At 73.0% G+C, this 21,399-nt stretch carries 23 protein-coding genes; 11 read left to right on the top strand and 12 right to left on the bottom strand.

The window, feature by feature from the left end:
* Positions 1-116: 116 nt before the first annotated feature.
* Both groL and groES read right to left on the bottom strand, forming a co-directional pair.
* Positions 117-1,757 carry a chaperonin GroEL gene (gene groL, locus ACLQ29_RS03885; RefSeq protein ID WP_393370412.1) on the bottom strand — a complete coding sequence of 547 codons (1,641 nt, stop codon included), beginning with the start codon at positions 1,755-1,757 and terminating at the stop codon, positions 117-119.
* A 70-nt stretch (positions 1,758-1,827) separates the two neighbouring features.
* A complete protein-coding gene (gene groES / locus ACLQ29_RS03880; protein WP_030330046.1) occupies positions 1,828-2,142 on the bottom strand; it encodes a co-chaperone GroES in 315 nt (104 codons plus the stop codon).
* Between the two features lie 259 nt (positions 2,143-2,401).
* Here groES and ACLQ29_RS03875 point away from each other — a divergent pair, with 259 nt between their 5' ends.
* From ACLQ29_RS03875 to ACLQ29_RS03840, 8 genes are all read left to right on the top strand, one after another.
* Complete coding sequence (locus ACLQ29_RS03875; protein ID WP_425770240.1) at positions 2,402-3,586, top strand: THUMP-like domain-containing protein; 1,185 nt, start codon at positions 2,402-2,404, stop codon at positions 3,584-3,586.
* Between the two features lie 10 nt (positions 3,587-3,596).
* Entirely contained in the window at positions 3,597-4,076 is a 480-nt protein-coding gene (gene ybaK / locus ACLQ29_RS03870; RefSeq protein ID WP_425770239.1) for a Cys-tRNA(Pro) deacylase, read from the top strand.
* Positions 4,077-4,254: 178 nt separating this feature from the next.
* Entirely contained in the window at positions 4,255-5,343 is a 1,089-nt protein-coding gene (locus ACLQ29_RS03865; RefSeq protein WP_425770238.1) for a sugar ABC transporter substrate-binding protein, read from the top strand.
* 114 nt (positions 5,344-5,457) lie between these two features.
* Positions 5,458-6,276, top strand: a complete 819-nt coding sequence (locus tag ACLQ29_RS03860) for an ATP-binding cassette domain-containing protein (protein WP_425770237.1) — start codon at positions 5,458-5,460, stop codon at positions 6,274-6,276.
* Entirely contained in the window at positions 6,273-7,535 is a 1,263-nt protein-coding gene (locus ACLQ29_RS03855; protein ID WP_425770236.1) for a sugar ABC transporter permease, read from the top strand. Before ACLQ29_RS03860 ends, ACLQ29_RS03855 begins: the two co-directional genes overlap by 4 nt.
* A 22-nt stretch (positions 7,536-7,557) precedes the next feature.
* Positions 7,558-8,739 (top strand): ROK family protein, encoded by a 1,182-nt coding sequence (locus ACLQ29_RS03850; protein WP_425770235.1) that lies wholly within the window; start codon positions 7,558-7,560, stop codon positions 8,737-8,739.
* A 19-nt stretch (positions 8,740-8,758) separates the two neighbouring features.
* The gene (locus ACLQ29_RS03845; protein ID WP_393370395.1) at positions 8,759-9,055 is read left to right on the top strand and encodes a DUF1707 SHOCT-like domain-containing protein; all 297 of its coding nucleotides are present in this window, start codon (positions 8,759-8,761) and stop codon (positions 9,053-9,055) included.
* Between the two features lie 184 nt (positions 9,056-9,239).
* A complete protein-coding gene (locus ACLQ29_RS03840) occupies positions 9,240-9,980 on the top strand; it encodes a DUF4142 domain-containing protein (protein WP_425770234.1) in 741 nt (246 codons plus the stop codon).
* 23 nt (positions 9,981-10,003) lie between these two features.
* On the opposite strand, the gene ACLQ29_RS03835 is transcribed toward ACLQ29_RS03840, so the two are convergent.
* The 10 genes from ACLQ29_RS03835 to ACLQ29_RS03790 all read right to left on the bottom strand — a co-directional run bounded on the left by ACLQ29_RS03835 (position 10,004) and on the right by ACLQ29_RS03790 (position 18,099).
* The gene (locus ACLQ29_RS03835; RefSeq protein ID WP_088987640.1) at positions 10,004-10,258 is read right to left on the bottom strand and encodes a hypothetical protein; all 255 of its coding nucleotides are present in this window, start codon (positions 10,256-10,258) and stop codon (positions 10,004-10,006) included.
* A 14-nt stretch (positions 10,259-10,272) separates the two neighbouring features.
* Positions 10,273-11,319 (bottom strand): tRNA (adenosine(37)-N6)-threonylcarbamoyltransferase complex transferase subunit TsaD, encoded by a 1,047-nt coding sequence (gene tsaD, locus ACLQ29_RS03830; protein ID WP_393370389.1) that lies wholly within the window; start codon positions 11,317-11,319, stop codon positions 10,273-10,275.
* Positions 11,312-11,794 carry a ribosomal protein S18-alanine N-acetyltransferase gene (rimI, locus tag ACLQ29_RS03825; RefSeq protein ID WP_425770233.1) on the bottom strand — a complete coding sequence of 161 codons (483 nt, stop codon included), beginning with the start codon at positions 11,792-11,794 and terminating at the stop codon, positions 11,312-11,314. The genes tsaD and rimI overlap by 8 nt, the downstream gene beginning before the upstream one ends.
* Positions 11,791-12,468 carry a tRNA (adenosine(37)-N6)-threonylcarbamoyltransferase complex dimerization subunit type 1 TsaB gene (tsaB, locus tag ACLQ29_RS03820; RefSeq protein WP_425770232.1) on the bottom strand — a complete coding sequence of 226 codons (678 nt, stop codon included), beginning with the start codon at positions 12,466-12,468 and terminating at the stop codon, positions 11,791-11,793. Before tsaB ends, rimI begins: the two co-directional genes overlap by 4 nt.
* Before the next feature lie 142 nt (positions 12,469-12,610).
* Entirely contained in the window at positions 12,611-13,312 is a 702-nt protein-coding gene (locus ACLQ29_RS03815; protein WP_425770231.1) for a uracil-DNA glycosylase, read from the bottom strand.
* A gap of 105 nt (positions 13,313-13,417) precedes the next feature.
* Positions 13,418-13,900 (bottom strand): tRNA (adenosine(37)-N6)-threonylcarbamoyltransferase complex ATPase subunit type 1 TsaE, encoded by a 483-nt coding sequence (gene tsaE, locus ACLQ29_RS03810; protein ID WP_184178621.1) that lies wholly within the window; start codon positions 13,898-13,900, stop codon positions 13,418-13,420.
* A complete protein-coding gene (locus ACLQ29_RS03805; protein WP_425770230.1) occupies positions 13,897-15,000 on the bottom strand; it encodes an alpha/beta fold hydrolase in 1,104 nt (367 codons plus the stop codon). Before ACLQ29_RS03805 ends, tsaE begins: the two co-directional genes overlap by 4 nt.
* The gene (gene alr / locus ACLQ29_RS03800) at positions 14,997-16,115 is read right to left on the bottom strand and encodes an alanine racemase (protein ID WP_425770229.1); all 1,119 of its coding nucleotides are present in this window, start codon (positions 16,113-16,115) and stop codon (positions 14,997-14,999) included. The genes ACLQ29_RS03805 and alr overlap by 4 nt, the downstream gene beginning before the upstream one ends.
* 90 nt (positions 16,116-16,205) lie before the next feature.
* Positions 16,206-17,675, bottom strand: coding sequence for an NAD(P)H-hydrate dehydratase (locus ACLQ29_RS03795; RefSeq protein ID WP_425770228.1), 1,470 nt, complete (start codon positions 17,673-17,675; stop codon positions 16,206-16,208).
* A gap of 55 nt (positions 17,676-17,730) precedes the next feature.
* Positions 17,731-18,099, bottom strand: coding sequence for a holo-ACP synthase (locus tag ACLQ29_RS03790; RefSeq protein WP_393370371.1), 369 nt, complete (start codon positions 18,097-18,099; stop codon positions 17,731-17,733).
* Between the two features lie 174 nt (positions 18,100-18,273).
* Between ACLQ29_RS03790 and ACLQ29_RS03785 the strand changes: the two genes are divergently transcribed.
* The 3 genes from ACLQ29_RS03785 (at position 18,274) to ACLQ29_RS03775 (ending at position 21,387) form a co-directional block, all read left to right on the top strand.
* Complete coding sequence (locus ACLQ29_RS03785; protein ID WP_425770227.1) at positions 18,274-18,570, top strand: hypothetical protein; 297 nt, start codon at positions 18,274-18,276, stop codon at positions 18,568-18,570.
* Entirely contained in the window at positions 18,567-20,159 is a 1,593-nt protein-coding gene (locus ACLQ29_RS03780) for an alpha/beta hydrolase (protein ID WP_425770226.1), read from the top strand. Before ACLQ29_RS03785 ends, ACLQ29_RS03780 begins: the two co-directional genes overlap by 4 nt.
* Before the next feature lie 733 nt (positions 20,160-20,892).
* Positions 20,893-21,387: an MmpS family transport accessory protein gene (locus tag ACLQ29_RS03775; RefSeq protein ID WP_425770225.1), complete on the top strand. Its 495-nt coding sequence runs from the start codon at positions 20,893-20,895 to the stop codon at positions 21,385-21,387.
* The last annotated feature ends 12 nt before the right edge of the window (positions 21,388-21,399 follow it).

Genomic DNA, 21,399 nt, shown 5'->3' with positions numbered 1-21,399 from the left:
GCGCGATCTTCCTGCCCGGTAGCCAACAACGTCAGCGTTCGGTAATGACCCGCGCGGACGAACGGGGCGCACCGTCGTACGACGGTGCGCCCCGCAACGGGTGTCGCTCTACCGGATCAGAAGCCCGGGCCGTGCTGGTGGCCGTGACCGTGGCCGTGGCCGCCGCCGGCGGCCGGCTCGGCCTGCTCCGGCTTCTCCACCACGAGGCTCTCCGTGGTGAGCAGCAGGCCGGCGATCGAGGCGGCGTTGGTGACCGCGTTGCGGGTCACCTTCACCGGGTCGATGATGCCGGCCTTGACCAGGTCGACGTACTCGCCCTTGGCGGCGTCGAGGCCGTTGCCCCACTTCAGGTCGGCGACCTTCTGCGTCACGACGTAGCCGTCGTGACCGGCGTTCTGCGCGATCCAGCGCAGCGGCTCGACGAGCGCCTTGCGCACGACCGAGACACCGATCTTCTCGTCACCGGTGAAGCCCAGGTCGTCGTCGAGCACCGAACGGATCTGCACCAGGGCGGCGCCGCCGCCGGGGACGGTGCCCTCCTCGACCGCAGCCTTGGTCGCCGCGATGGCGTCCTCGATGCGGTGCTTGCGCTCCTTCATCTCGACCTCGGTGGCCGCGCCCGCCTTGATGACGGCGATGCCACCGGAGAGCTTCGCCAGCCGCTCGGCCAGCTTCTCCCGGTCCCAGTCGGAGTCGGAGGCCTCGATCTCCTTGCGGATCTGGGACACCCGGTCGGCGAGGTCGGCCTTCTGGCCGCCGCCGTCGACGATCGTGGTGTTTTCCTTGTCGACCACGACGCGCCGAGCGGTGCCGAGCACCTCCAGGCCGACCTGGTCGATCTTGTAGCCCAGCTCCGGGGCGACCAGCTCGGCGCCCGTGGAGATCGCGATGTCCTGGAGCATCGCCTTGCGCCGGTCACCGAAGCCCGGGGCCTTGACCGCGCAGACCTTGAGGGTCTTGCGCAGCGAGTTGACCACCAGGGTGGAGAGCGCCTGGCCGTCCACGTCCTCGGCGATGATCAGCAGGGGCTTGCTGTTCTGCAGGACCTTCTCCAGCAGCGGCAGCAGCTCTTCGATCGCCGAGATCTTCTGGGTGGTGACCAGGATGTACGCGTCCTCGAGGACGGACTCCTGGCTCTCCAGGTCGGTGACGAAGTTCGGCGAGATGAAGCCCTTGTCGAACTGGAGACCCTCGGTCACGTCCAGCTCGGTGGTGAGCATGGAGCCTTCCTCGACGGTGATGACACCGTCGCGGCCGACCCGCTCCATCGCCTCGGCGATCAGGTCGCCGATCGTGGCGTCCTGCGCGGAGATCGTCGCCACGTTCGCGATCGACTCCTTGCTGGTGACCTCGGCGGCCTTGCCGAGCAGCGCCTCGGAAACCTTTGTGGCCGCCGCGTCGATGCCCCGCTTGAGGCCGGCCGGGTTGGTCCCGGCGGTCACGTTGCGCAGGCCCTCGCGAACCATCGCCTGGGCCAGCACGGTCGCGGTGGTGGTGCCGTCGCCGGCGACGTCGTTGGTCTTGGTCGCCACCTCCTTGACCAGCTGCGCGCCAAGGTTCTCGTACGGGTTGGTGAGCTCGATCTCCTTGGCGATGGTCACACCATCGTTGGTGATCGTCGGCGCACCGAATTTCTTGTCCAGGACGACGTTGCGCCCGCGCGGGCCGAGGGTGACCTTGACCACGTCCGCGAGGGCGTTGACACCGTGCTCCAGCAGGTGCCGGGCGTCGTCCGAGAAGCTCAGGATCTTCGCCATTTATGTCCCTTCGAAGCGCCATTGCCCCGGCCCGGCGAGCCGGACCGGGGCAGTGGCACTGATCGGTTGCTTACTTCTCGATGACCGCGAGGACGTCGCGGGCGGAGAGCACCAGGTACTCCTCGCCGGCGTACTTGACCTCGGTGCCGCCGTACTTCGAGTAAAGGACGGTGTCGCCGACCTGCACGTCAACCGGAACCCGGTTGCCGTTGTCGTCGACGCGCCCCGGGCCCACAGCGAGGACAGTGCCCTCCTGCGGCTTCTCCTTGGCGGTGTCGGGGATCACGATGCCCGACGCCGTGGTGGTCTCAGCCTCGTTCGCCTGGACCACGATGCGGTCCTCGAGCGGCTTGATCGCAACCTTGGTCGCGGTAGTCACGGGCATACCCTCCTGGGGTACTGGTTTCGTTGCTGGTCGGCGGGGCCAACCAGCGTCAATCTGCCTCATGCCACCGGGCGGGACCGTCGTCGCGGGTGCCGGTCCGCCTGGCGTGCGCACCCGGGTCGCGAGACCCGGAAGCTGGCACCCTCAGGGTGAGAGTGCTAATCGCAGGTTATTCCGTGGCTAGCACTCCGTCAAGGAGAGTGCCAGCGAGTCGCGCCCCGCCAGCCCGGTTTTCCGGGTCCACCCGGACAATGACCGGGTGGATCTCGATCAGCTGGCGGCGCTGCGTACCCCCGAGGGGTCGGCCGCGCTCACGGCGGCGGCCGGGCTGGCCGGCGGTGATCCGCTGGCCGCGGCGTCGGCGCTGCGCGCGGCCGGGGTGCCGCCGACGTTGGCCGCGGCGGCGCTCACCCAGGCCGAGCTGCGGCACCGCGCGGTCGGCAAGTTCGGCCCGGCCGCCGCCGGGATGTTCCTCACCCGCCCCGGGCTGGAGCAGGCCACCCGCCGGGTGGTCGCGGATCGTCGGGCCGCCCGGCTGTCCGCGGCCGGCGTCCGCACCCTGGCCGACCTGGGCTGCGGCCTCGGCGCGGACGCGCTGGCCGCCGCCCGCGCCGGCATCCGGGTGTACGGGGTGGAGGCCGACCCGCTGACCGCCGCGATGGCCGCCGCCAACGCCGCGGCGGCCGGGCTGGCCGAGCTGTTCACCGTCGAGTGCGGCGATGCCACCGCGTTCGACGTCTCCCGCGTCGACGGGGTCTTCTGCGATCCGGCCCGCCGCTCGACCGGCACCGGTCGGCGGATCTTCGACCCGCGCGCCTACTCGCCGCCGTGGGATTTCGTCACCGGGCTGGCCGAGCGGGTGCCGCGCACAGTGGTGAAGGTGGCCCCGGGCCTGGACCACGCGCTCATTCCGGCCGGCGCGGAGGCGGAGTGGGTAGGCGTGGACGGCGACCTGGTGGAGGCCGCGCTCTGGTGCGGCGAGCTGGCGGAGGTGCCCCGCCGCGCCACGCTCTACCGCGCGGAGACCCGGCGCCAGCTCACCGGCTCGGGTGCTGACGAGGCCCCGGTCGGGCCGCCCCGGCGTTACCTGTACGACCCGGACCCGGCGGTCATCCGCGCGCACCTCGTCGCCGAGTTGGCCGCCGAACTGGACGCCACTCTCGGCGACCCGAGCATCGCCTACCTCTACGCGGACCTGCCGACCCGCACCCCGTACGCGCGCTGCCTGGAGATCACCGACGTGCTGCCGTTCTCGCTCAAGCGCCTGCGGGCGTTGCTGCGCGAGCGCCGGGTGGGCCGGGTGGAGATCCTCAAGCGGGGTTCGGCGCTCACCCCGGAGCAGCTCCGGCGGGACCTGCGGCTTTCCGGCGACGCGGCGGCGAGCCTGGTGCTCACCCGGGTCGCGGGCGCACCGACCGTGCTGATCGGTCGGCCGGTCGACTAGCGTCGCCGGTGTGGCGGGACAGGGCACACCGGCGACGGCGCTGTTGGTCAAGCGCGGGGTCGCGCATCGCACGCATCCCTATCGGGTGTCGCCGGACGCCCCGAACTACGGCGCGCTGGTCGCGGTGGCGCTGGGCGTGGCACCGGAGCGCGTCTTCAAGTCGTTGGTGACCGAGGTCGACGGCGCGCTCACCGTGGCGGTCGTTCCGGTCACCGGCGAGCTGGATCTCAAGGCGCTCGCGGCGGCGGTCGGTGGGAAGCGGGCGGCGCTTGCCGACCGGACGGTCGCCGAGCGGGCCACCGGCTACGTACGCGGCGGGATCAGCCCGCTCGGGCAGCGTAAGCGGCTGCCCACGGTGCTCGACGACTCCGCGTCGGACTTCCCGACGATCTATGTCTCGGCTGGTCGACGTGGTCTGCAACTCGAGTTGGCCGCGGCGGATCTGGTGGCGTTGACGGACGCCCGCACCGCGCCGCTCCAGGCCCGCTGACGACAGTCGTTACGTCGGCGCCCCCGTGGGATACCCACGGAGTAACAGTCGCGTTGCTGAATTGTTATCGCTCCCAACAAACTAGGCACCTGCGCGGTCTTGTGGAGCCGGTGTGACGCGAAATACGTTGCCGGACACAACAAAACAACACCTCCCCCACCACGAAAGGACCCTGCACATGCGTAAGGGGATCCTCACCATCGCCGCCGTGGGCCTGCTGACAACCGGCGGGCTGACCGCCTGTAGCGACGACTCCGGCACCGGCTCGGCCGACTCCAAAAAGACTCCCAAGATCGGCGTGATCCTTCCGGACAGCAAGTCCTCCCCCCGCTGGGAGACGGCGGACCGCCGCTTCCTGGAGGAGGCGTTCAAGGCCGCCAACGTCAAGTACGACATCCAGAACGCCCAGAACGACAAGGCCGCCTTCCAGACCATCGCCGACCAGATGATCACCAGCGGCGTCACCGCCCTGATGATCGTCAACCTGGACTCCGGCACCGGCAAGGCCGTGCTCGACAAGGCCAAGTCGCAGGGCGTCGCCACCATCGACTACGACCGGCTCACCCTCGGCGGCTCCGCCCAGTACTACGTCAGCTTCGACAACGAGACCGTCGGCAAGCTCCAGGGCGAGGGTCTGGCGAAGTGCCTGACCGAGAAGAACGCCAAGAACCCGGTCGTGGCGTACCTGAACGGCTCCCCCACCGACAACAACGCCACCCTGTTCAAGGCCGGATACGACTCGGTGCTCAAGCCGAAGTTCGACTCCAAGGAATACACAAAGGGCCCGGACGACGCCGTGCCGGGCTGGGACGGCCCCACCGCCGCGACCATCTTCGAGCAGCAGCTCACCGCGACCAAGGGCAAGATCGACGGCGTGCTGGCCGCCAACGACACTCTCGGCAACGCCGCCATCTCGATCCTGAAGAAGAACAAGATCAACGGCAAGGTGCCGGTGACCGGGCAGGACGCCAGCGTGGAGGGCCTGCAGAACATCCTCGCCGGTGACCAGTGCATGACCGTCTACAAGGCGGTTCGGGAAGAGGCCAAGGCCGCCGCGGACCTGGCCATCGCGCTGGCCAAGGGCGAGCAGAAGGACACCGGCAAGTCGGTGAAGGACGGTGACCGCGACGTCCCCTCGGTGCTGCTCACCCCGAAGGCCATCTACAAGGACAACGTCAAGGACGTCATCGCCGACGGTTACGCGACCAAGGAGCAGGTCTGCACCGCGGCGTACGCCAAGTTCTGCACCGAAGCCGGCATCAGCTGACGGACGTCGCAGTACCCGCCGGGACGACCATCGCCGCCCGGCACGGGAGCACCCTCCCGTGCCGGGCGGCGCCCGCCGGACGGGCCCCGACCCTCCCTTGAGAAGGAGACCCCCGTGTCCGCGACCCCTCTGCTGGAACTCCGCGGGATCGACAAGAGCTTCGGTCCCGTCCAGGTGCTCCGCGACGTCGCCCTGACCGTCCACCCGGGCGAAGTGACAGCACTTGTCGGCGACAACGGCGCCGGCAAGTCGACCCTGGTGAAGTGCATCAGCGGCATCCACCCCACCGACGCCGGCGAGTTCCTGTTCAACGGTGAACCAGTGCACATCGGCAGCCCCCGCGACGCCGCCACGCTCGGCATCGAGGTCGTCTACCAGGACCTCGCGCTCTGCGACAACCTGGACATCGTGCAGAACATGTTCCTCGGCCGGGAGCGGCGCAGCGGCATCGTCCTGGACGAGCCGACGATGGAACAGCTCGCCGCCGAAACCCTGGCGGGCCTCTCCATCCGCACCGTCACCTCACTGCGCCAGCACGTGTCAAGCCTCTCCGGCGGCCAGCGCCAGACCGTGGCCATCGCCAAGGCCGTGCTGTGGAACAGCAAGCTGGTCATCCTGGACGAGCCGACCGCCGCGCTGGGCGTGGCACAGACCGCCCAGGTGCTCGAACTGGTCCGCCGCCTCGCCGACAACGGCCTGGCCGTGGTGCTCATCTCGCACAACATGAACGACGTCTTCGCCGTCTCCGACCGGATCGCCGCGCTGTACCTCGGCCAGATGGTCGCCCAGGTGAAGACCACCGACATCACCCACGCCCAGGTGGTCGAGCTGATCACCGCCGGGCGCTCGGGCGGGCTCGGCCTCGCCACCGACCCGGGCAGCAACGGCGACGGCCCGCAGCCGGTCGACTCGACCTCAGGAGGCGTCCGATGACCACCACCGCCGTGCGGAAGGACGGCCCGGCGGCCGTGACACCGACGCCGACCGTCGGAGGCCATGTCCGCAACTACCTGAGTCGGGTACGCGGTGGCGACGTCGGCGCGCTACCGGCGGTGCTCGGCCTGATCGTGCTCTGCACCGTCTTCGCGATCATGCGGCCGTCGTCGTTCCTGTCGGCCGGCAACTTCGCAAACCTCTTCACCCAGGGCGCGGCGGTCACGCTCATCGCGATGGGCCTGGTCTTCGTGCTGCTGCTCGGCGAGATCGACCTCTCCGCCGGCTTCGCCAGCGGCGTCTGCGCGGCGGTGCTGGCCAATGTGGTCACCGTGCTCGGCTACCCCTGGTGGGTCGCCGTGCTCGCCGCGGTCGCCACCGGCGTGGTCATCGGCACCACGCTCGGGATGCTGGTCGCGAAGATCGGCATTCCGTCCTTTGTGGTCACCCTCGCCGGCTTCCTCGCCTTCCAGGGCGTCGTGCTGCTGCTCGTGCAGGAGGGCACAAACATCTCCGTGCGTGACGAGGTGCTGGTCGCCATCGCCAACCGCAACCTGGCCCCCACGCTGGGCTGGGCGCTGACCGCCCTCGCGATCATCGGCTACGCGGCCGTGCAACTGCTGCGCCACCGCAACCGGGCGGCCCGTGGTCTGATCACCGACCCGATCGCGGTGGTGGCGCTGCGGATCGCCGGGCTCGCCGTCATCCTCGGCACCGCCGTCTACGTGCTCAACCTGGAGCGCAGCCGCAACGTCCTGATCGTCTCGCTCAAGGGCGTGCCGATCGTGGTGCCGATCATCGCGGTGCTGCTTGTCATCTGGACCTTCGTGCTTCAACGCACCAGCTACGGCCGGCACATCTACGCCGTGGGCGGCAACCGGGAAGCGGCCCGCCGGGCCGGTATCGGAGTCGACCGGATCCGGATCTCCGTCTTCGTGATCTGCTCGTCCATGGCCGCCATCGGTGGCATCGTGGCGGCCAGCCGGGCCAACTCGGTCGACCCGAACACCGGGGGCAGTAACGTACTGCTCTACGCGGTCGGCGCAGCCGTCATCGGCGGCACCAGCCTCTTCGGTGGCAAGGGCCGCGTCCTCGACGCCGTGCTCGGCGGCGCGGTGGTCGCCGTCATCGAAAATGGAATGGGCCTGATGGGGTACAGCGCGGGAGTCAAGTACGTGGTCACCGGCGTCGTGCTGCTGCTCGCCGCCAGCGTCGACGCCCTCTCCCGCCGCCGCGCGGCAGCAACCGGCACCCGCTGACCACGCGGGAGGTAGCACCACAATGCGCCCAGGACCGAGCCAGGACCACGTCCGACGGCAGAACCTCGGGGCTCTGCTGCGACACGTACACGTCCACGGTGCGACCACGCGGGCCGAACTGACCACCACGCTGGGCCTCAACCGCAGCACCATCGGCGCGCTCACCGCCGACCTGTCCGCTGTGGGACTTGTCAGCGAGGGGGCGCCGAAGGAGACCGGCCGGGCCGGACGACCGTCACTCGTCGTCCGGCCCGAGTCGGCCCGGGTCTACGCGTACGCGTACTCCGTGGAGGTGGACCGGTTGCGCGCCGCCCGGATCGGGCTGGGTGGCGCGGTCCTGGACCGCCGGGACCTGGACCGACCACGTGGCCTGCTGGCCGCGGAGGCCGCGCCGATGCTTGCCGGCGCGGTCAAGGAGATGCAGCAGACCGTGCCGGCCGACGCGATCTGCGTCGGTGCCGGCGTCGCCGTCTGCGGCATGGTCCGCCGGGACGACGGCCTGGTACGGCTCGGCCCGACCACCGGCTGGGTGGACGAGCCCATCGGCGCGGCGCTCGCCGCCGAGCTGGGCGTCAACGTGCCGGTCACGGTGGGAAACGTGGCCGACGTCGCGGCGTTCGCCGAGCACGCGCGGGGCGTGGCGGCCGGTTGCGACAACGTCCTCTACCTGTACGGCGACGTCGGCGTGGGCGCCGGCATCATCGCCGGTGGCCGCCGGCTGACCGGCCACGGCGGGTACGGCGGCGAGGTCGGCCACATGAAGGTGGTCCTCGACGGCCGGCCCTGTGAGTGCGGCTCCCGGGGCTGCTGGGAGACCGAGATCGGCGAACATGGTCTGCTCCGCGCCGCCGGACGCTCCGACGCCCGAGGCCCCGACGCGCTACTGGCCGTCTTCGACGCCGCCGACCGCGGTGACGCCCGCGCCCAGACCGCGGTCCGCCAGGCCGGTGACTGGCTCGGCTTCGGGCTGGCCAACCTGGTGAACGTCTTCAACCCAGAAATGGTCATCTTCGGCGGCACCATGCGCGACCTCTACCTCGCGTCGGCGGCCCAGGTCCGCAGCCGACTCAACTCGAACGCGCTCGCCGCCTGCCTGGAGCACGTCCGTCTGCGTACGCCGAAGTTGGGCGAGGACGCCCCCCTGATCGGGGCCGCCGAGTTGGCCTTCGAACGGCTCCTCGCCGATCCCCTCGACGTCGGCTGATCCGCGTACGCTGTCCAGCGTGGATGTCGAGCTGCGCGCTTCCGACGACGACCGCAACCGGGTGGTCGCCGAGCTGCACCGGCACACCGCGGCGGGCCGGCTGACCCTCGACGAGTTCTCCGATCGGGCCGGTGCGGTGTGGACGGCACGCACCCTCGGCGACCTGGCCGCGCTGACCCGCGACCTGCCGGTCCTGCCCCACCCGACCGTCGACGGCGACCCCGTCGAGCACGGGCGTCGCGAGCTGCTGATGCTCTTCGCCGCCGCCGCGCTCACCCTGCTGCTGCTCGGTGGCTTCCTCGCCGTCACCCGCTGATCCGCGTCGCCCGCTGATCCGCATCGCCCGCTGATCCGCGTCGCCCGCGTCCCGCTGATCCGCGTCGCCGGTCAGATGAACTGATCGCGCGATCAGTCCGTACCAGTGGTCGGACGGGCAGCCGGCAGGACGTGGCTGCCCGGTCCAGACGCGTTTCGGTCCGGACCGAGGAGGCCCCACAGACATGGCACCGCTGAGATCCGCCCATCGCCGACTGGGCAACCGGACCCACCGAGCGGCGCTGCTGCTCATCGCGATCATCGCGGCGGTCGGTGTCCTGCCCGGCGTGGCCGGTGCCGCGCCCGCCGGTGGTCAGCAGCTCAACGCCGCGGACATGACGCTGCTCAACGGGGTCCGGTTGGCCGGGCTGTGGGAGATGCCCGCCGGCCAGATGGCCGCCGAGAAGGGCCAGTCGGCCAAGGTACGGGAGATCGGCGCCGGCATCGCCAGCGAGCACCAGCGGCTCGACCAGCTCACGGTGGACGCGGCGAACAAGTTGGGCGCGAGCATCCCCAGCGAGCCGACGGCCGAGCAGAAGGGCTGGCTGGCCGAGATGCAGAAGGCCTCCGGCGCCCGCTTCGACCAGATCTTCGTCACCCGGCTCCGGGTCGCCCACGGCAAGATCTTCCCGGTGATCGGCGCGGTCCGCGCCAGCACCCGGGACGCCACCGTCCGCAAGCTCTGCGAGGACGCCAACGCGTTCGTCCAGCACCACATGCAGATGCTGGAGAGCACCGGGCTGGTCCGCTGGCCGGAACTGCCGCCGGCCGCGCTGCCCGCCCCCGGTGAGGACGGGCTGCTGGCCGCCGCCAAGGCCAACGCCGGCCCCCAGGTCGGGGTCAGCAGCACAGTCGTCTGGCTGGTCTTCCTCGCCGCGCTGGGCACCGGCGGAATCGCCACGTACCGGATGCTGCGCCGCAGCTGAGGATCGCTCGTTGGTGGCTCGCGTCAGCGGTCGACCTGGGTGAAGTCCCAGGAGTGCGGCGCGCGGGCCACCAGCAGGGCGGGCGGGTCGGGCAGCGGGCGCGGATTGCTGCGCCACTTGGAGATGACCACCACGCGGTGGTCGGTGGAGGAGAAGACCTCGCTGGACACGTAGAGCGGGTCGTGCTCCAACTCGGGCAGGGCGGTGTCACACACCCAGGTGATGAGGTCGGCGACGCCGTACGCCTCCGCGCGTGCCTCCCACATTCGTACGATCATGTCCGGCGCTCCCGTCACACGCTGACCGTGGTCAACGGCAGCGCCGAGTCGGCCGGCAGGTCCAGTCGGCTGGGCGCGACCCCCGCGGCGACCAGGTGCGACCCGAGCGCCGCCACCATCGCCCCGTTGTCGGTGCACAGCTTCGGCCGGGGCACCCGGACCCGGATGCCGTACTTCTCGGCCCGCTGCTCGGCCATCGCCCGCAGGCGCGAATTCGCCGCCACTCCCCCGCCGATCACCAGGGTATCGATGCCCTGCGCGCGGCAGGCGGCGAGCGCCTTGCTGGTCAGCACGTCACAGACCGCCTCCTGGAAGGACGCGGACACGTCGGCCACCGGCACCGGCTCACCGGCTCGCTCCCGCGCCTCGACCCACCGGGCCACCGCGGTCTTCAGGCCGGAGAACGAGAAGTCGTACCTGTGGGCGGCGAGGTCCTTCGCGGCGGTCAGGCCGCGCGGGAAGGCGATCGCGGCGGCGTCACCGGCCCGCGCCTCCCGGTCGATCGGCGGGCCGCCCGGAAACGGCAGCCCGAGCAGTCGGGCGACCTTGTCGAACGCCTCGCCGGCCGCGTCGTCGATGGTGGCGCCCAGCGGGGTGACACCCCGGGCCAGGTCGTCGACGAGCAGCAGGGACGAGTGTCCGCCGGACACCAGCAGCGCGATGGCGGGCTCGGGCAGCGGGCCGTGTTCGAGGGTGTCCACCGCGACGTGGGCGGCAAGGTGGTTCACGCCGTAGACGGGCTTCTCGGCGGCGAGCGCGTACCCCTTCGCGGCGGCGACACCGACAAGCAGCGCGCCGGCCAGCCCTGGCCCGGAGGTGACCGCGATCGCGTCGATGTCGGCCAGGGTGACGCCGGCCTCGGTCAGCGCCCGGTCCATGGTCGGCACGATGGCCTCCAGGTGTGCCCGACTGGCCACCTCGGGCACCACACCCCCGAACCGGGCGTGCTCCTCGACGCTGGAGGCGAGCGCGTCGGCCAGCAGGGTGTGCCCCCGCACGATGCCGACGCCGGTCTCGTCGCAGGAGGTCTCGATCCCCAGGATCAGCGGTTCGTCAGCCATTGTGATGTGGTCCGTCCCCGGTCGGCTCGGCGTCGCGCCGCATCACCAGCGCGTCGGTGTTGCTCGGTTGGTAGTAGCCGCGCCGCACCCCGACCGGCTCGAACCCGTACGTCGCGTAGAGCCGCTGGGCCGCGGCGTTGTCCACGGCGACCTCCAACAGGGTGCTGCGGGCGTCGCGTCGGGCCGCCTCGGCGAGCAGCTCCGCAAGCAGGGCACGGCCCACACCGCGCCGCTGGGCGTCCCGGCGGACGGCGATGTTCTGGACCCACACCTCGCCCGGCGGAACACCGGCGAGCCCGGCGTAACCGAGCACCGCACCGTCCGTGTCGACGGCGACCCGGTAGTGGTGCCCGTTTGCCAACTCGTTCCAGAACATGGCCGGCGACCACTGCTCGGCGCCGAAGAGGTCGGCCTCGATCGGCAGCACGTCGTCGATGTGCCACCAGCGGAACGGAACGAGTCGGACGGCCGTCATGGCAGGACCGGTTTGCGGCCGGTCGCCGCCACCGCGTCGGGCCGGCGCAGGTAGAGCGGGGTGAGCCGCTCACTGGCGGCACCCGCCCGGATCCGTTCGGCGGCGAGCAGCGCCAGCACGGTGGCGTCCGGGTACCGCGGCTCGACCCGGACGGGCAGGTCCAGCGTCTCGGCGTACCGGTGCGCCCCGTCGCCCACCGCGATCGTCGCGCCCAACTCCCGGGCGCGCGCGGCGGCGACCGCCGGCGTGGACACCTCGGGGCCGACGATCCGCTCGCCGGCACCGTCGTAGACGGCCCAGTAGAGCTCCTTGCGCCGGGCGTCGCTGGCGGCCAACACCGGCTCACCGGACGCCGCCGGGTAGCCGATGCCGTCGAGCGAGCAGACGCCGTACGTGGGGATGCCGAGCACCTGACCCATCGTCGCGGCCGTGACCAGGCCGACCCGCAGCCCGGTGAACGGCCCCGGGCCGAGCCCGGCGACGATGGCCGCCAGGTCACGCGGACGCGCGCCGACGTCGGCGAGGGCCGCGTCCACCTGGGGCGCGAGCAGTTCGCCGTGCGCGCGGGCGTCGACGGTGCACCGGTGCGCACGCGGCGCCACACCATCCGCCGAGACGTCCACCAGCGCCGCGGTCACCGCGGGGGTCGAGCTGTCCACCACGAGTACGAGCACGGTAAGCCAGCCTAGCGGCCTCGCCCCGAGCCCCGGTCACGCCCCGCCCCGCCCCGCCAGCACCCACGGCACCACACCACCCGCCCGCGCGCGCAGGCAGGTGTCAGCTCAGCCGGCGGTGCGCGCAGCCGGCAGCGCCGGCTCAGCCGGCGGTGCGCTCCCACTCGATGGTGGGCAGGCCGGCGTCGGCGAGCGCCTTGTTGGCCGCGCTGAACGGACGGCTGCCGAGGAAGCCGCGCGGGTTCATCGGACTCGGGTGGCCCGCCTCCAACACCACGTGCTGCGGGTTGGTGACCAGGGCCGCCTTCTTGCGGGCGTAGCCACCCCAGAGCAGGAAGACCACCCGGTCCGGCGAGGCGTCCAGTGCCCGGATTGTCGCGTCGGTGAACTCCTCCCAGCCGGCGTTGGCGTGCGAGCCCGGGGTGGCCTGGCGGACGGTCAGCACCGCGTTGAGCAGCAGCACACCCTGGGCGGCCCAACCGTCGAGGTTGCCGCTGCGCGGCTTGGGAACGCCGACGTCCTCGCCCAACTCCTTGAAGACGTTGCGCAGCGACGGCGGCACCGTCACACCGTCGCGGACGCTGAAGCTCAGCCCGTGCGCCTGCCCGGCCCGGTGGTAAGGGTCCTGCCCGAGGATCAACACGCGGGTGCCCTGCGGCGGGCAGAGCCGGTAGGCCGAGAACAGATCCTCCAGCGGCGGGAAGACTGTCTGCGTCGCGTATTCCCGGGAGACGAACTCGGCCAGCGCGGCGGTGCGGGCCGCGTCCAGGTGCGGGGTGAGCACGGCACGCCACTGCTCCGGCAACAGGGCCAGCAGGTCGAGGGCGGGGGCATCGTCGGGCATCAGGAACCTCTCACAGCGCGGGTCGGTCCCCCGCACTCTAGGCATCCGGTACGACAGCGGGCCGGCCCGAGGCCTGTTTCACGAGGGTCGCCGGCCAGTTAGGCCCTAACCCAGGTCGGCGAGCCGTCGGGCCCAGTCGCCACCGATCGGGTCCAGCTCGACGATCCGGGTGTCGTCGTCGCGGCGGTCGATGCGGACCCGTAGGTGCGCGTCGACCAACTGCTCCACCAGGCCCTCGCCCCACTCCACCACCGTGACCGAGTCGTCCACCGAGGCGTCGAGGTCCAGGTCGTCGATCTCGGCGCGCGGATCGGTGGCGTCTCCCAACCGGTACGCGTCGGCGTGCACCAGGGCGACCCGGCCGCCCCGGGCCGGATCGGGGCGATGCACCCGGGCGATCACGAAGGTCGGCGAGGTGATGTCGCCGACCACGCCGAGCCCGGCGCCGACGCCCTGCGTGAGCGCGGTCTTACCGGCGCCCAGCGGACCGGTCAACAGCACCAGGTCACCGGCCCGCAGCAGCCCGGCCAGGCGCCGGCCGAACTCCCGCGTGTCCTCGACGGTCGGCAGCTTGACGACGTGACTCACCGTTCCTCCGACTTCCCAAGTGATTCGAGGAACCGCGCGAGCGCGGCGTTCACCTCGTCAGCATGCTCCAACATCACCACGTGACCGCTGTCCTTGATCTTGACGAACTCGGCGTGCGGCAGCCGCCGGACGATCTCCTCGGAGTGGACCACCGGGGTGATCATGTCCTTGTCGCCGACCACCACGAGCACCGGCGTCGCGGCCAACGCCGCGAGGGCCGGGAAGCGGGAGTGGGTGGCCAGGGTCCGCAGGTAGCGGGTCACCGTGTCAGCCGACGTCCGGGAGTTCATCGTCTCCACGTAGGAGACCAGAGCGGGGCTGGGCTTACGGGTGCCGAAGCCGTACTTGCGGGTCAGCAGCCAGGCCACGTTCGACGTCGACTTGCGGGCCTTGTCGATCACCGGCCCGCCGTAGCGGGTGGCGTTGCTGACCATGTACAGCACCGGACCGCCGACCCGGCCGAGCAGCGCGGGCGCGACCAGCTTGGTCTCCGCGACGAGCCCGCCCGAGGTGGCCATCAGGACGGTACCCACCACCCGGTCGCCGAACAGCTCTGGAAACAACTCGGCGAACGCCATGATGGTCATGCCACCCATCGAGTGGCCGACGAGCACAAGTGGCCCGTCCGGGGCGGTGCGGTCGATCACCTGGCGCAGCGTCCGGCCGAGCACCGCGAGGTCGTACTCCCCGGTCTCCAACCGGCCGGACCGGCCGTGACCGGGCTGGTCGTACGCGACGATCCGGTAGTCACCGCGGGCGGCGAGCATCTGGCGCTGGAAGTGGAACGTCCCCATGTCCAGGCAGAAGCCGTGCACCAGCACCACAGTGGGGTGCCCCGGCACCGGCCTGGTCGGCTCGACCACCTCGACGTGGATGTCCGTGCCGTCCGGCAACTCCAGGCGAAACGCCTCGTCGTACCGCTGCTCGCCGAACATCTCGTGCGCGTAGCGGTCGGCCGGGTCGGCCTTGAGCCGGCGGACCAGGGTGCGCTCGGTCGCGACCCCGGCCGCCAGGCCCGCGGCGGCCACCCCCACCGCGGCGCCGACGATCCCCGCCACCCGTCCCACCGCGGTCCGCGGACGCGGAATGCGGTAGCTCACAGCACCTCGCCGTCGTAGACCCGCGGCACCCGGGTGCTGCCGAACCGGGTCACGATCTCGTAGTTGATCGTGCCGACCGCCTCGGCCCAGTCGTCGGCGGTGGGCTCGCCGTCCGCGCCGCTGCCGAAGAGCGTCGCCACGTCGCCGTCGGCCACCGGGTCGTCGCCGCAGTCGAGCACGAACTGGTCCATGCAGACCCGCCCCGAGATCGTCCGCCGTACGCCGCCGAGCTGCACCGGCCCGGTGTTGGAGGCGTGCCGGGGAACCCCGTCGGCGTACCCGAGCGGGACCACGGCCAGGTTCGCGTCGGATTCCGTGGTGTAGGTGTGCCCGTAGGAGACCCCGGTGCCGGCGGGAACCCGCTTGGTGAGCATCACCCGGGCGCGCGCGGTCATCGCCGGCCGCAGCCCGTACGTCTCGCCGGCCACCGGGGAGAGCCCGTAGATGGCCAGACCGGGACGGACCAGGTCGAAGTGGGTATCCGGGCGGGTCAGGGTGGCCGCCGAGTTGGCGAGGTGCCGCCAGCGCGGTCGGAGCCCGGCCCGCTCGACCATGCCCAGCCCCTCGTGGAAGACGGCCAACTGACGGTCGATGGTGGGGTGGCCGGGCAGGTCCGCGTACACGAAGTGGCTCCACACGCCGACCACCTCGACCAGGCCGTCGGCCTGCGCCTTCGCGGCGGCGTCCAGCAGCGCCGGCCAGTCGGCGACTGTCGACCCACCCCGGGACAGCCCGGTGTCGATCTTCAGGTGCAGGCGGACGGGACGCCCCGCGAGCCGGCTCGCCCCGACCATCTCGTCCAGTTGGGACAGGCTGGCCGCGCTCAGGTCCACCCCGGCGCTGACCCCCTCGTGCAGCGGCAGGCCCGGCGCGAGCAGCCAGGCCAGCACCGGCTCGGTCACTCCGGCCCGGCGCAGGGTGAGCGCCTCGTCGAGCGTGCAGACACCGAGCCAGTCCGCGCCGGCGTCGAGCGCCGCGCGAGCGGCCGGGAGCATCCCGTGGCCGTACCCGTCGGCCTTGACCACCGCCATCAGCTCGGCGGTGGTGCCGGCGCGGAGCCTGCTCACGTTCTCGCGGATCGCGTCAAGATCGACGCGTACCTCGGCCTGCCACATACGCCCAGCCTACTTTCCGTGGAGATCAGCGCGGGCGGCGACGCACGTCCCGGGCGGCCCATCCGGTCGTTCCGCCCGGAACCGGACCGATCAGCCCAGGCGGGCGACGACCGGGCGCAGCGCGGTCACCACGTCGGGCGCGGTCACCGGCCCGCTCCGGGCCGCCTCCCGGCCGGCGAGCCCGTGCAGGTACGCGGCCGCGGCCGCGGCCCGATCGGCGGGCACCCCGGCCGCCAGCAGTGAGCCCAGCAGCCCGGCCAGCACGTCGCCGGTGCCACCGGTGGCCAGCGCCGGGGAGCCGGTCGGGTTGACGTACGCCCGACCGTCTGGCGTCCCGATCACCGTGCGGTCGCCCTTGAGCAGCACCACCGCCTTCATCCAGGCGGCCAGCCGCAGCGCGGCGCCGACCCGGTCCGCGCCGGGTGCCTCACCGCAGAGTCGGGCGAACTCACGGTCGTGCGGGGTGACCACGATCGGCGCGTCCCGCCCGCGGAGCCGGTCGGCGAGCGAACCGTCCACCAGCAGGGTCAACGCGTCGGCGTCGAGCACCACGGGCACCGGGGCGGCCAGCACGGCGCGCAGCTCGGCCGCCGCGTCGGCGCCGGTGCCCAGCCCCGAGCCGCAGACCCAGGCCTGCACCCGACCCGCGTCGGCGACCCGCCCACTGGCGATCACCGAGGGGTGCTGGCGCAGCACCTCGTCGCGGGCGCTGCCGGCGTAGCGGACCAGGCCGGTCGGCCCGGCCAGCGCACCGCCCACGGACAGCACCGCCGCACCCGGGTAGGTGGCCGAGCCGGTGGCCACCCCCACCACACCCCGCGTGTACTTCTCCGACGCCGGACCCAGCTTCGGCCACCAGTCGACCACGTCGGACCACTCGGTGACCCGCAGCGCCGGGGTGCCTCGCAACCAGGGCCGCAGCCCGATGTCGACGATCTCCACCTGCCCGGCCAGGGCGGCGGCCGGCCCGACCACCAGGGCGGGCTTCAGCGCGCCGAACGCCACAGTCACGTCGGCGTGGACCGCGTCCGGCCGGCCGGAGGAGGTCAGCGGCACGTCCCCGGTGTCCACCGCGACCCCGCTCGGCACGTCCACCGCCAGCACGGTGACCCGGCCACCGTCACGTCCACGCAGCTCACCGAGCCGCCGCACCACCGCGTCCGCGCCGGCCCGCAGCCCGCCGGTGCCACCGATGCCGACGATGCCGTCGAGCACCAGGTCGACCGGGCCGGTGGGCTGGTCCACCAGCCGACCGCCGGCAGCGCGCAGCGCGGCCAGCCCCGCCGCGTGCGCACGCCCGGGAGTGAGGAGCAGGGCGGACACGTGGACACCTCGGCGGGCCAGTCGCTCCCCGGCGTACAACGCGTCGCCGCCGTTGTCGCCGGAACCGACGAGCAGCAGCACCCGGCCGCCGTAGACGCCGCCGCGCTCGGCGAGCAGCAGCGCGGCCCGGCGGGCCAGCCCGGCGGCGGCCCGCTGCATGAGCGTTCCCTCCGGCAGCGCGCCCATCAGCCCCGCCTCGGCCGCCCGTACGTCGGCCACCCGCCACACCGCTCTCATGCCACCGTCTCCCCATCCGTTCGCGAGTGGACCCGGCCGGCCCGCCCGGTCGACGTCACCGCTCCGCGACCACCATGGCCGACGCGATCCCCCCGTCGTGCGACAACGAGAGATGCCAGTGGTTGACCCCGCGCGCCTCGGCCGCCGCCGCGACGGTGCCGGCGACCGCCAGCCACGGACGGCCGTCCGGGTCGGCCCTGATCTCGCAGTCGTGCCAGCTCAGCCCGGCCGGGGCGCCGAGCGCCTTGGCCACGGCCTCCTTGGCGGCGAACCGGGCGGCGAGCGACTCGGTGGGGCGCGGGTTGCCGGAGCGGGTGTGCCGCTCGGCGGTGGTGAAGAGTCGGTCGGCGAGCAGCGGCGTCCGTGCCAGTGCCCGGGCGAACCGGTCGACCAGGACCACGTCGATGCCGACAGCGACGATCACCACCACACCCTACCGGCGGCCGGGGCCGGAGATTAGCCGTCCGGCCCGCGGTGGGCAACGCCTGTGGACAAGCCGGGGTACGGCCCACCGCCCGCTGTCCACAGGGCATTCCGGTGCCCGCCGCGCCCGCCTAGCGTCAGCGCGTCGATGCCGATCGTCCACGGGGGTGTGGTCATGACCGATGAGCTGTTCGCCGTCCGGCCGGAGGAGTTGCGGGCGGTCGCCGGCGCCCTCGACGACGAGGCGTACTGGCTGGCGTGGGGCCTCGCGAGGGTGCCCGGGCTGCTGGTGGTCGCACCCGAGTGGCGTGCCGGCGCGGCTCTGGCCGGGCTGGAGGCGGCCGGGCACGCCTGGTTCTGCCGGCTGGGCGCACAGGTCGCGGCGACCTCCGGTGGGATCCGGGCGGCGGCCGAGGCGTACGAGACGGCGGACGACCGGGCCGCGGGCCGGTTCGCCGCGCTGCCCCGGTGAGCGGTGTCGGCTACCGGCAGCTCTGGGCGGCCGATCCGGGCGGCTGGCGGTCCGCCGGGGTGGCCTGGGCCGGGCTGACCGGGCCGGTCGACGCGCGGGTCGGCGAGTTGGGGGCATCCGGCGCGCGCCTACGCGGCGGTTGGTCCGGAGCGGCGTCCATCGCGGCGGACGCCCGGCTCGCCGGTCTCGGTGCCGAGCTGGCCTCGATCACACCCGCACTGATCGAGGTCGACCAGGTGCTGGCCGAGTTGGCGGGGCGACTGACTGTCGCGAAGGCCCGGCTCGCGGAGGCGGTCGCCCAGGCGGACGCTTCCGGGTTGGTGGTGGATCGCGCGGGCCGGGTGCACGTCGACCCCGCCCGGCTCCGGCCCACCGAACGGGCCGGCGTGGCGGCGGCTCGGGTGGCGGCGGCCCTGCGCGACGCGTTCGACGAGGCCGGGGCGGCGGATCGGGTCGCCGCGGACCGCCTGGACGAGCTGACCCGGGCCGCCGGTTCGGGTTGGGCGTCGCCGCCACCGCCGGGTCGGCCGGCGGCCGGCGCCGCGCCGACGCTCGTCCGCGCCTGGTGGTCCGGGTTGACGTCGGCGCAGCGCCGGTGGCTGATCGGGCACGAGGGCGCCCTTGTCGGCCGGTTGGACGGGGTGCCGGTGGCCGCCCGGGACCAGGCCAACCGGCTGCGGCTCGGGGTCTGGCGCGCGAAGTTGCTGGCTGAGCGGCGGCAGTTGCTGGCCCGGGTGCCGCCGGGGCCGCTCAGGTCGCTCCGCCTGCACGGGTCGGCCGGACGGTTGGCCGGCCTGGACGCGTTGGCCGGGCGGCTGGCGGCGGGCGGGGAACCGCGGGCGTACCTGCTCGGGCTGGACGCGGCCGGTGAGGGCCGGACGGTGGTGGCGCTCGGCGACCCGGACCACGCCGATCGGATCCTCACCTACGTGCCGGGGATGGGTTCCGGGCTGGACGACGCCCCCGGCGAGCTGGGCAGGGCGGCCCGGGTGCTGGACCGGTGCGTCACGCTCGCCCCGGCCGAACGCAGCGCGGCGGTGCTCTGGTTGGACTACGACGCCCCGGATTTCGTGACCGACGCGGCCTCGGCGGGCCTGGCCCGCGACGCCGGCCCGGCGCTGCACCGTTTCCAGGAGGGGCTGCGGGCCAGCCACGAGGGGCCGCCGGCCCGGCAGACGGTGCTCGGGCACAGCTACGGGTCGTTGGTGGTGGGGACGGCCGCCCGGGAGCACGGGCTGGCCGCCGACGCGCTGGTCTTCGTCGGCTCGCCCGGGGTCGGCGCGTCGCACGCCACCGAGCTGGGCGTGCCACCCGGGGAGGTCTGGGCGAGCAGTGCGCCCGACGACGTGATCCACGCCGCCCTCCCGGTGGACGAGCTGGGCCGGCGCGCCCTGCTCGGCTCGGCTCCGCTGGCCGCCGCGCTGGGGTGGCCCGACCGGACCGGGCACGAGCTGTGGTTCGGTCACGACCCGTCGGACCCGGGGTTCGGCGGTCGGGTCTTCGGCAGTGGGCGAGGCGGGCACACCGGTTACTGGGACCCGGGCAATCCGGCCCTGGACGAGATGGCCCGGGTCGTGCTGGGGCGTTGAGGGACCCACTCGACGCTGACCGACGTGGCCAGGTCACGAGGCTGGTCCACGTCGTGCCCACGGGCGGCGGCGGACGATCGGGGCCCGGCGGCCGCACCGGGACGAGCCGTCCCCCGGTTGGCGGGGTTGCGGCACGCCAACGGGTGCGAAAGTCTCTCGGCGGGTTTGGCGCTCCCGCCCACGGCCCGTTCGTCCCCTGCCCACCCCGCCCGGAGCAGCCATGACCGACGCACCCCCGCCCGACTCGTCGCCCTCACCCGCACCGCAGCCGGCCTCCTCCGCGCCCTCGCCCGATCCGACGGCGTCGCCCTCCTCGACTCCGTACCAGGCCTCCGACCCGCTGGCCCCGGCCCAGCCGTGGGCGCCGCCCACCCCATGGACACCGTCGCCATGGACACCGTCGCCGTGGTCGCCCTCTCCGGCGGCCCCGCCCGCCACCCAGTGGACGCCCCAGCCGCCCGCGCCGCCCTGGGCCCCCGAAGCCCAGCCGTCCACCTGGTCGTCGACCCCGGCCGATGCCTCAGGCCCGCCGTCGGCCGGACCGCCGCCGCCCCCGGGGTGGCCCACGCCCGCAGGCTGGCCCACGCCGGACGGACAGCCACCGACAGCGGGCTGGCCCACGCCCGGGTATCCGCCGTCCGGCGCCGGCTGGCCGCCGCCGGGGTATCCGCCGCCGTACGCCTACCCCGGGTATCCACAGTTCCCCGGCAAGCCGGCCTCCAGCGGAGGACGGGTGGTCGGGATCGTCGTCGCGGTCTTCGTGGTGTTGGTCCTGACCATGTGCGGCTGCCTCTGCGCGAGTGGTCTGTGGCTCGGGGAGACCGGCCCGGACCCGATCGCCGAGGAGCCGTGGGTCACCGACGACGACTGGACCCCGCCGAGCGCCGGACCACTCAACCCGGAGCGACCCACCCCCACCAAACAGCCGATCACCCGCCCCACGTCGGGGCCGGCCCCGGTGACGGTGGTCTACGAGGTGACCGGCGAGGGCACGGCGGACCTCGCGTACTTCGACGCCGAGAGTGACCTCATCCACGTCGACGGCCAGAAGCTGCCCTGGCGCACCACGATCCGAACCAACGGCAAGAGCCGGATTCTGGTGGAGGCCAGATGGGCCGACGACGAGAGCGGGAAGCCCCTCGACTGCACCGTCACGGTTACCGGCGCCGGCAAGCCGGCCGTCGACAGGGCTCGGGGATACGCGGCCACCAGTTGCGCGCCCGCCTGAGGCTGGGGTTCA

The sequence above is a fragment of the Micromonospora sp. DT228 genome (assembly GCF_049841595.1).
Lineage (GTDB): Bacteria > Actinomycetota > Actinomycetes > Mycobacteriales > Micromonosporaceae > Micromonospora.
The sequence above is the reverse complement of the archived record's forward strand: the minus strand, read 5'-3'. Positions and strand labels throughout refer to the sequence as shown.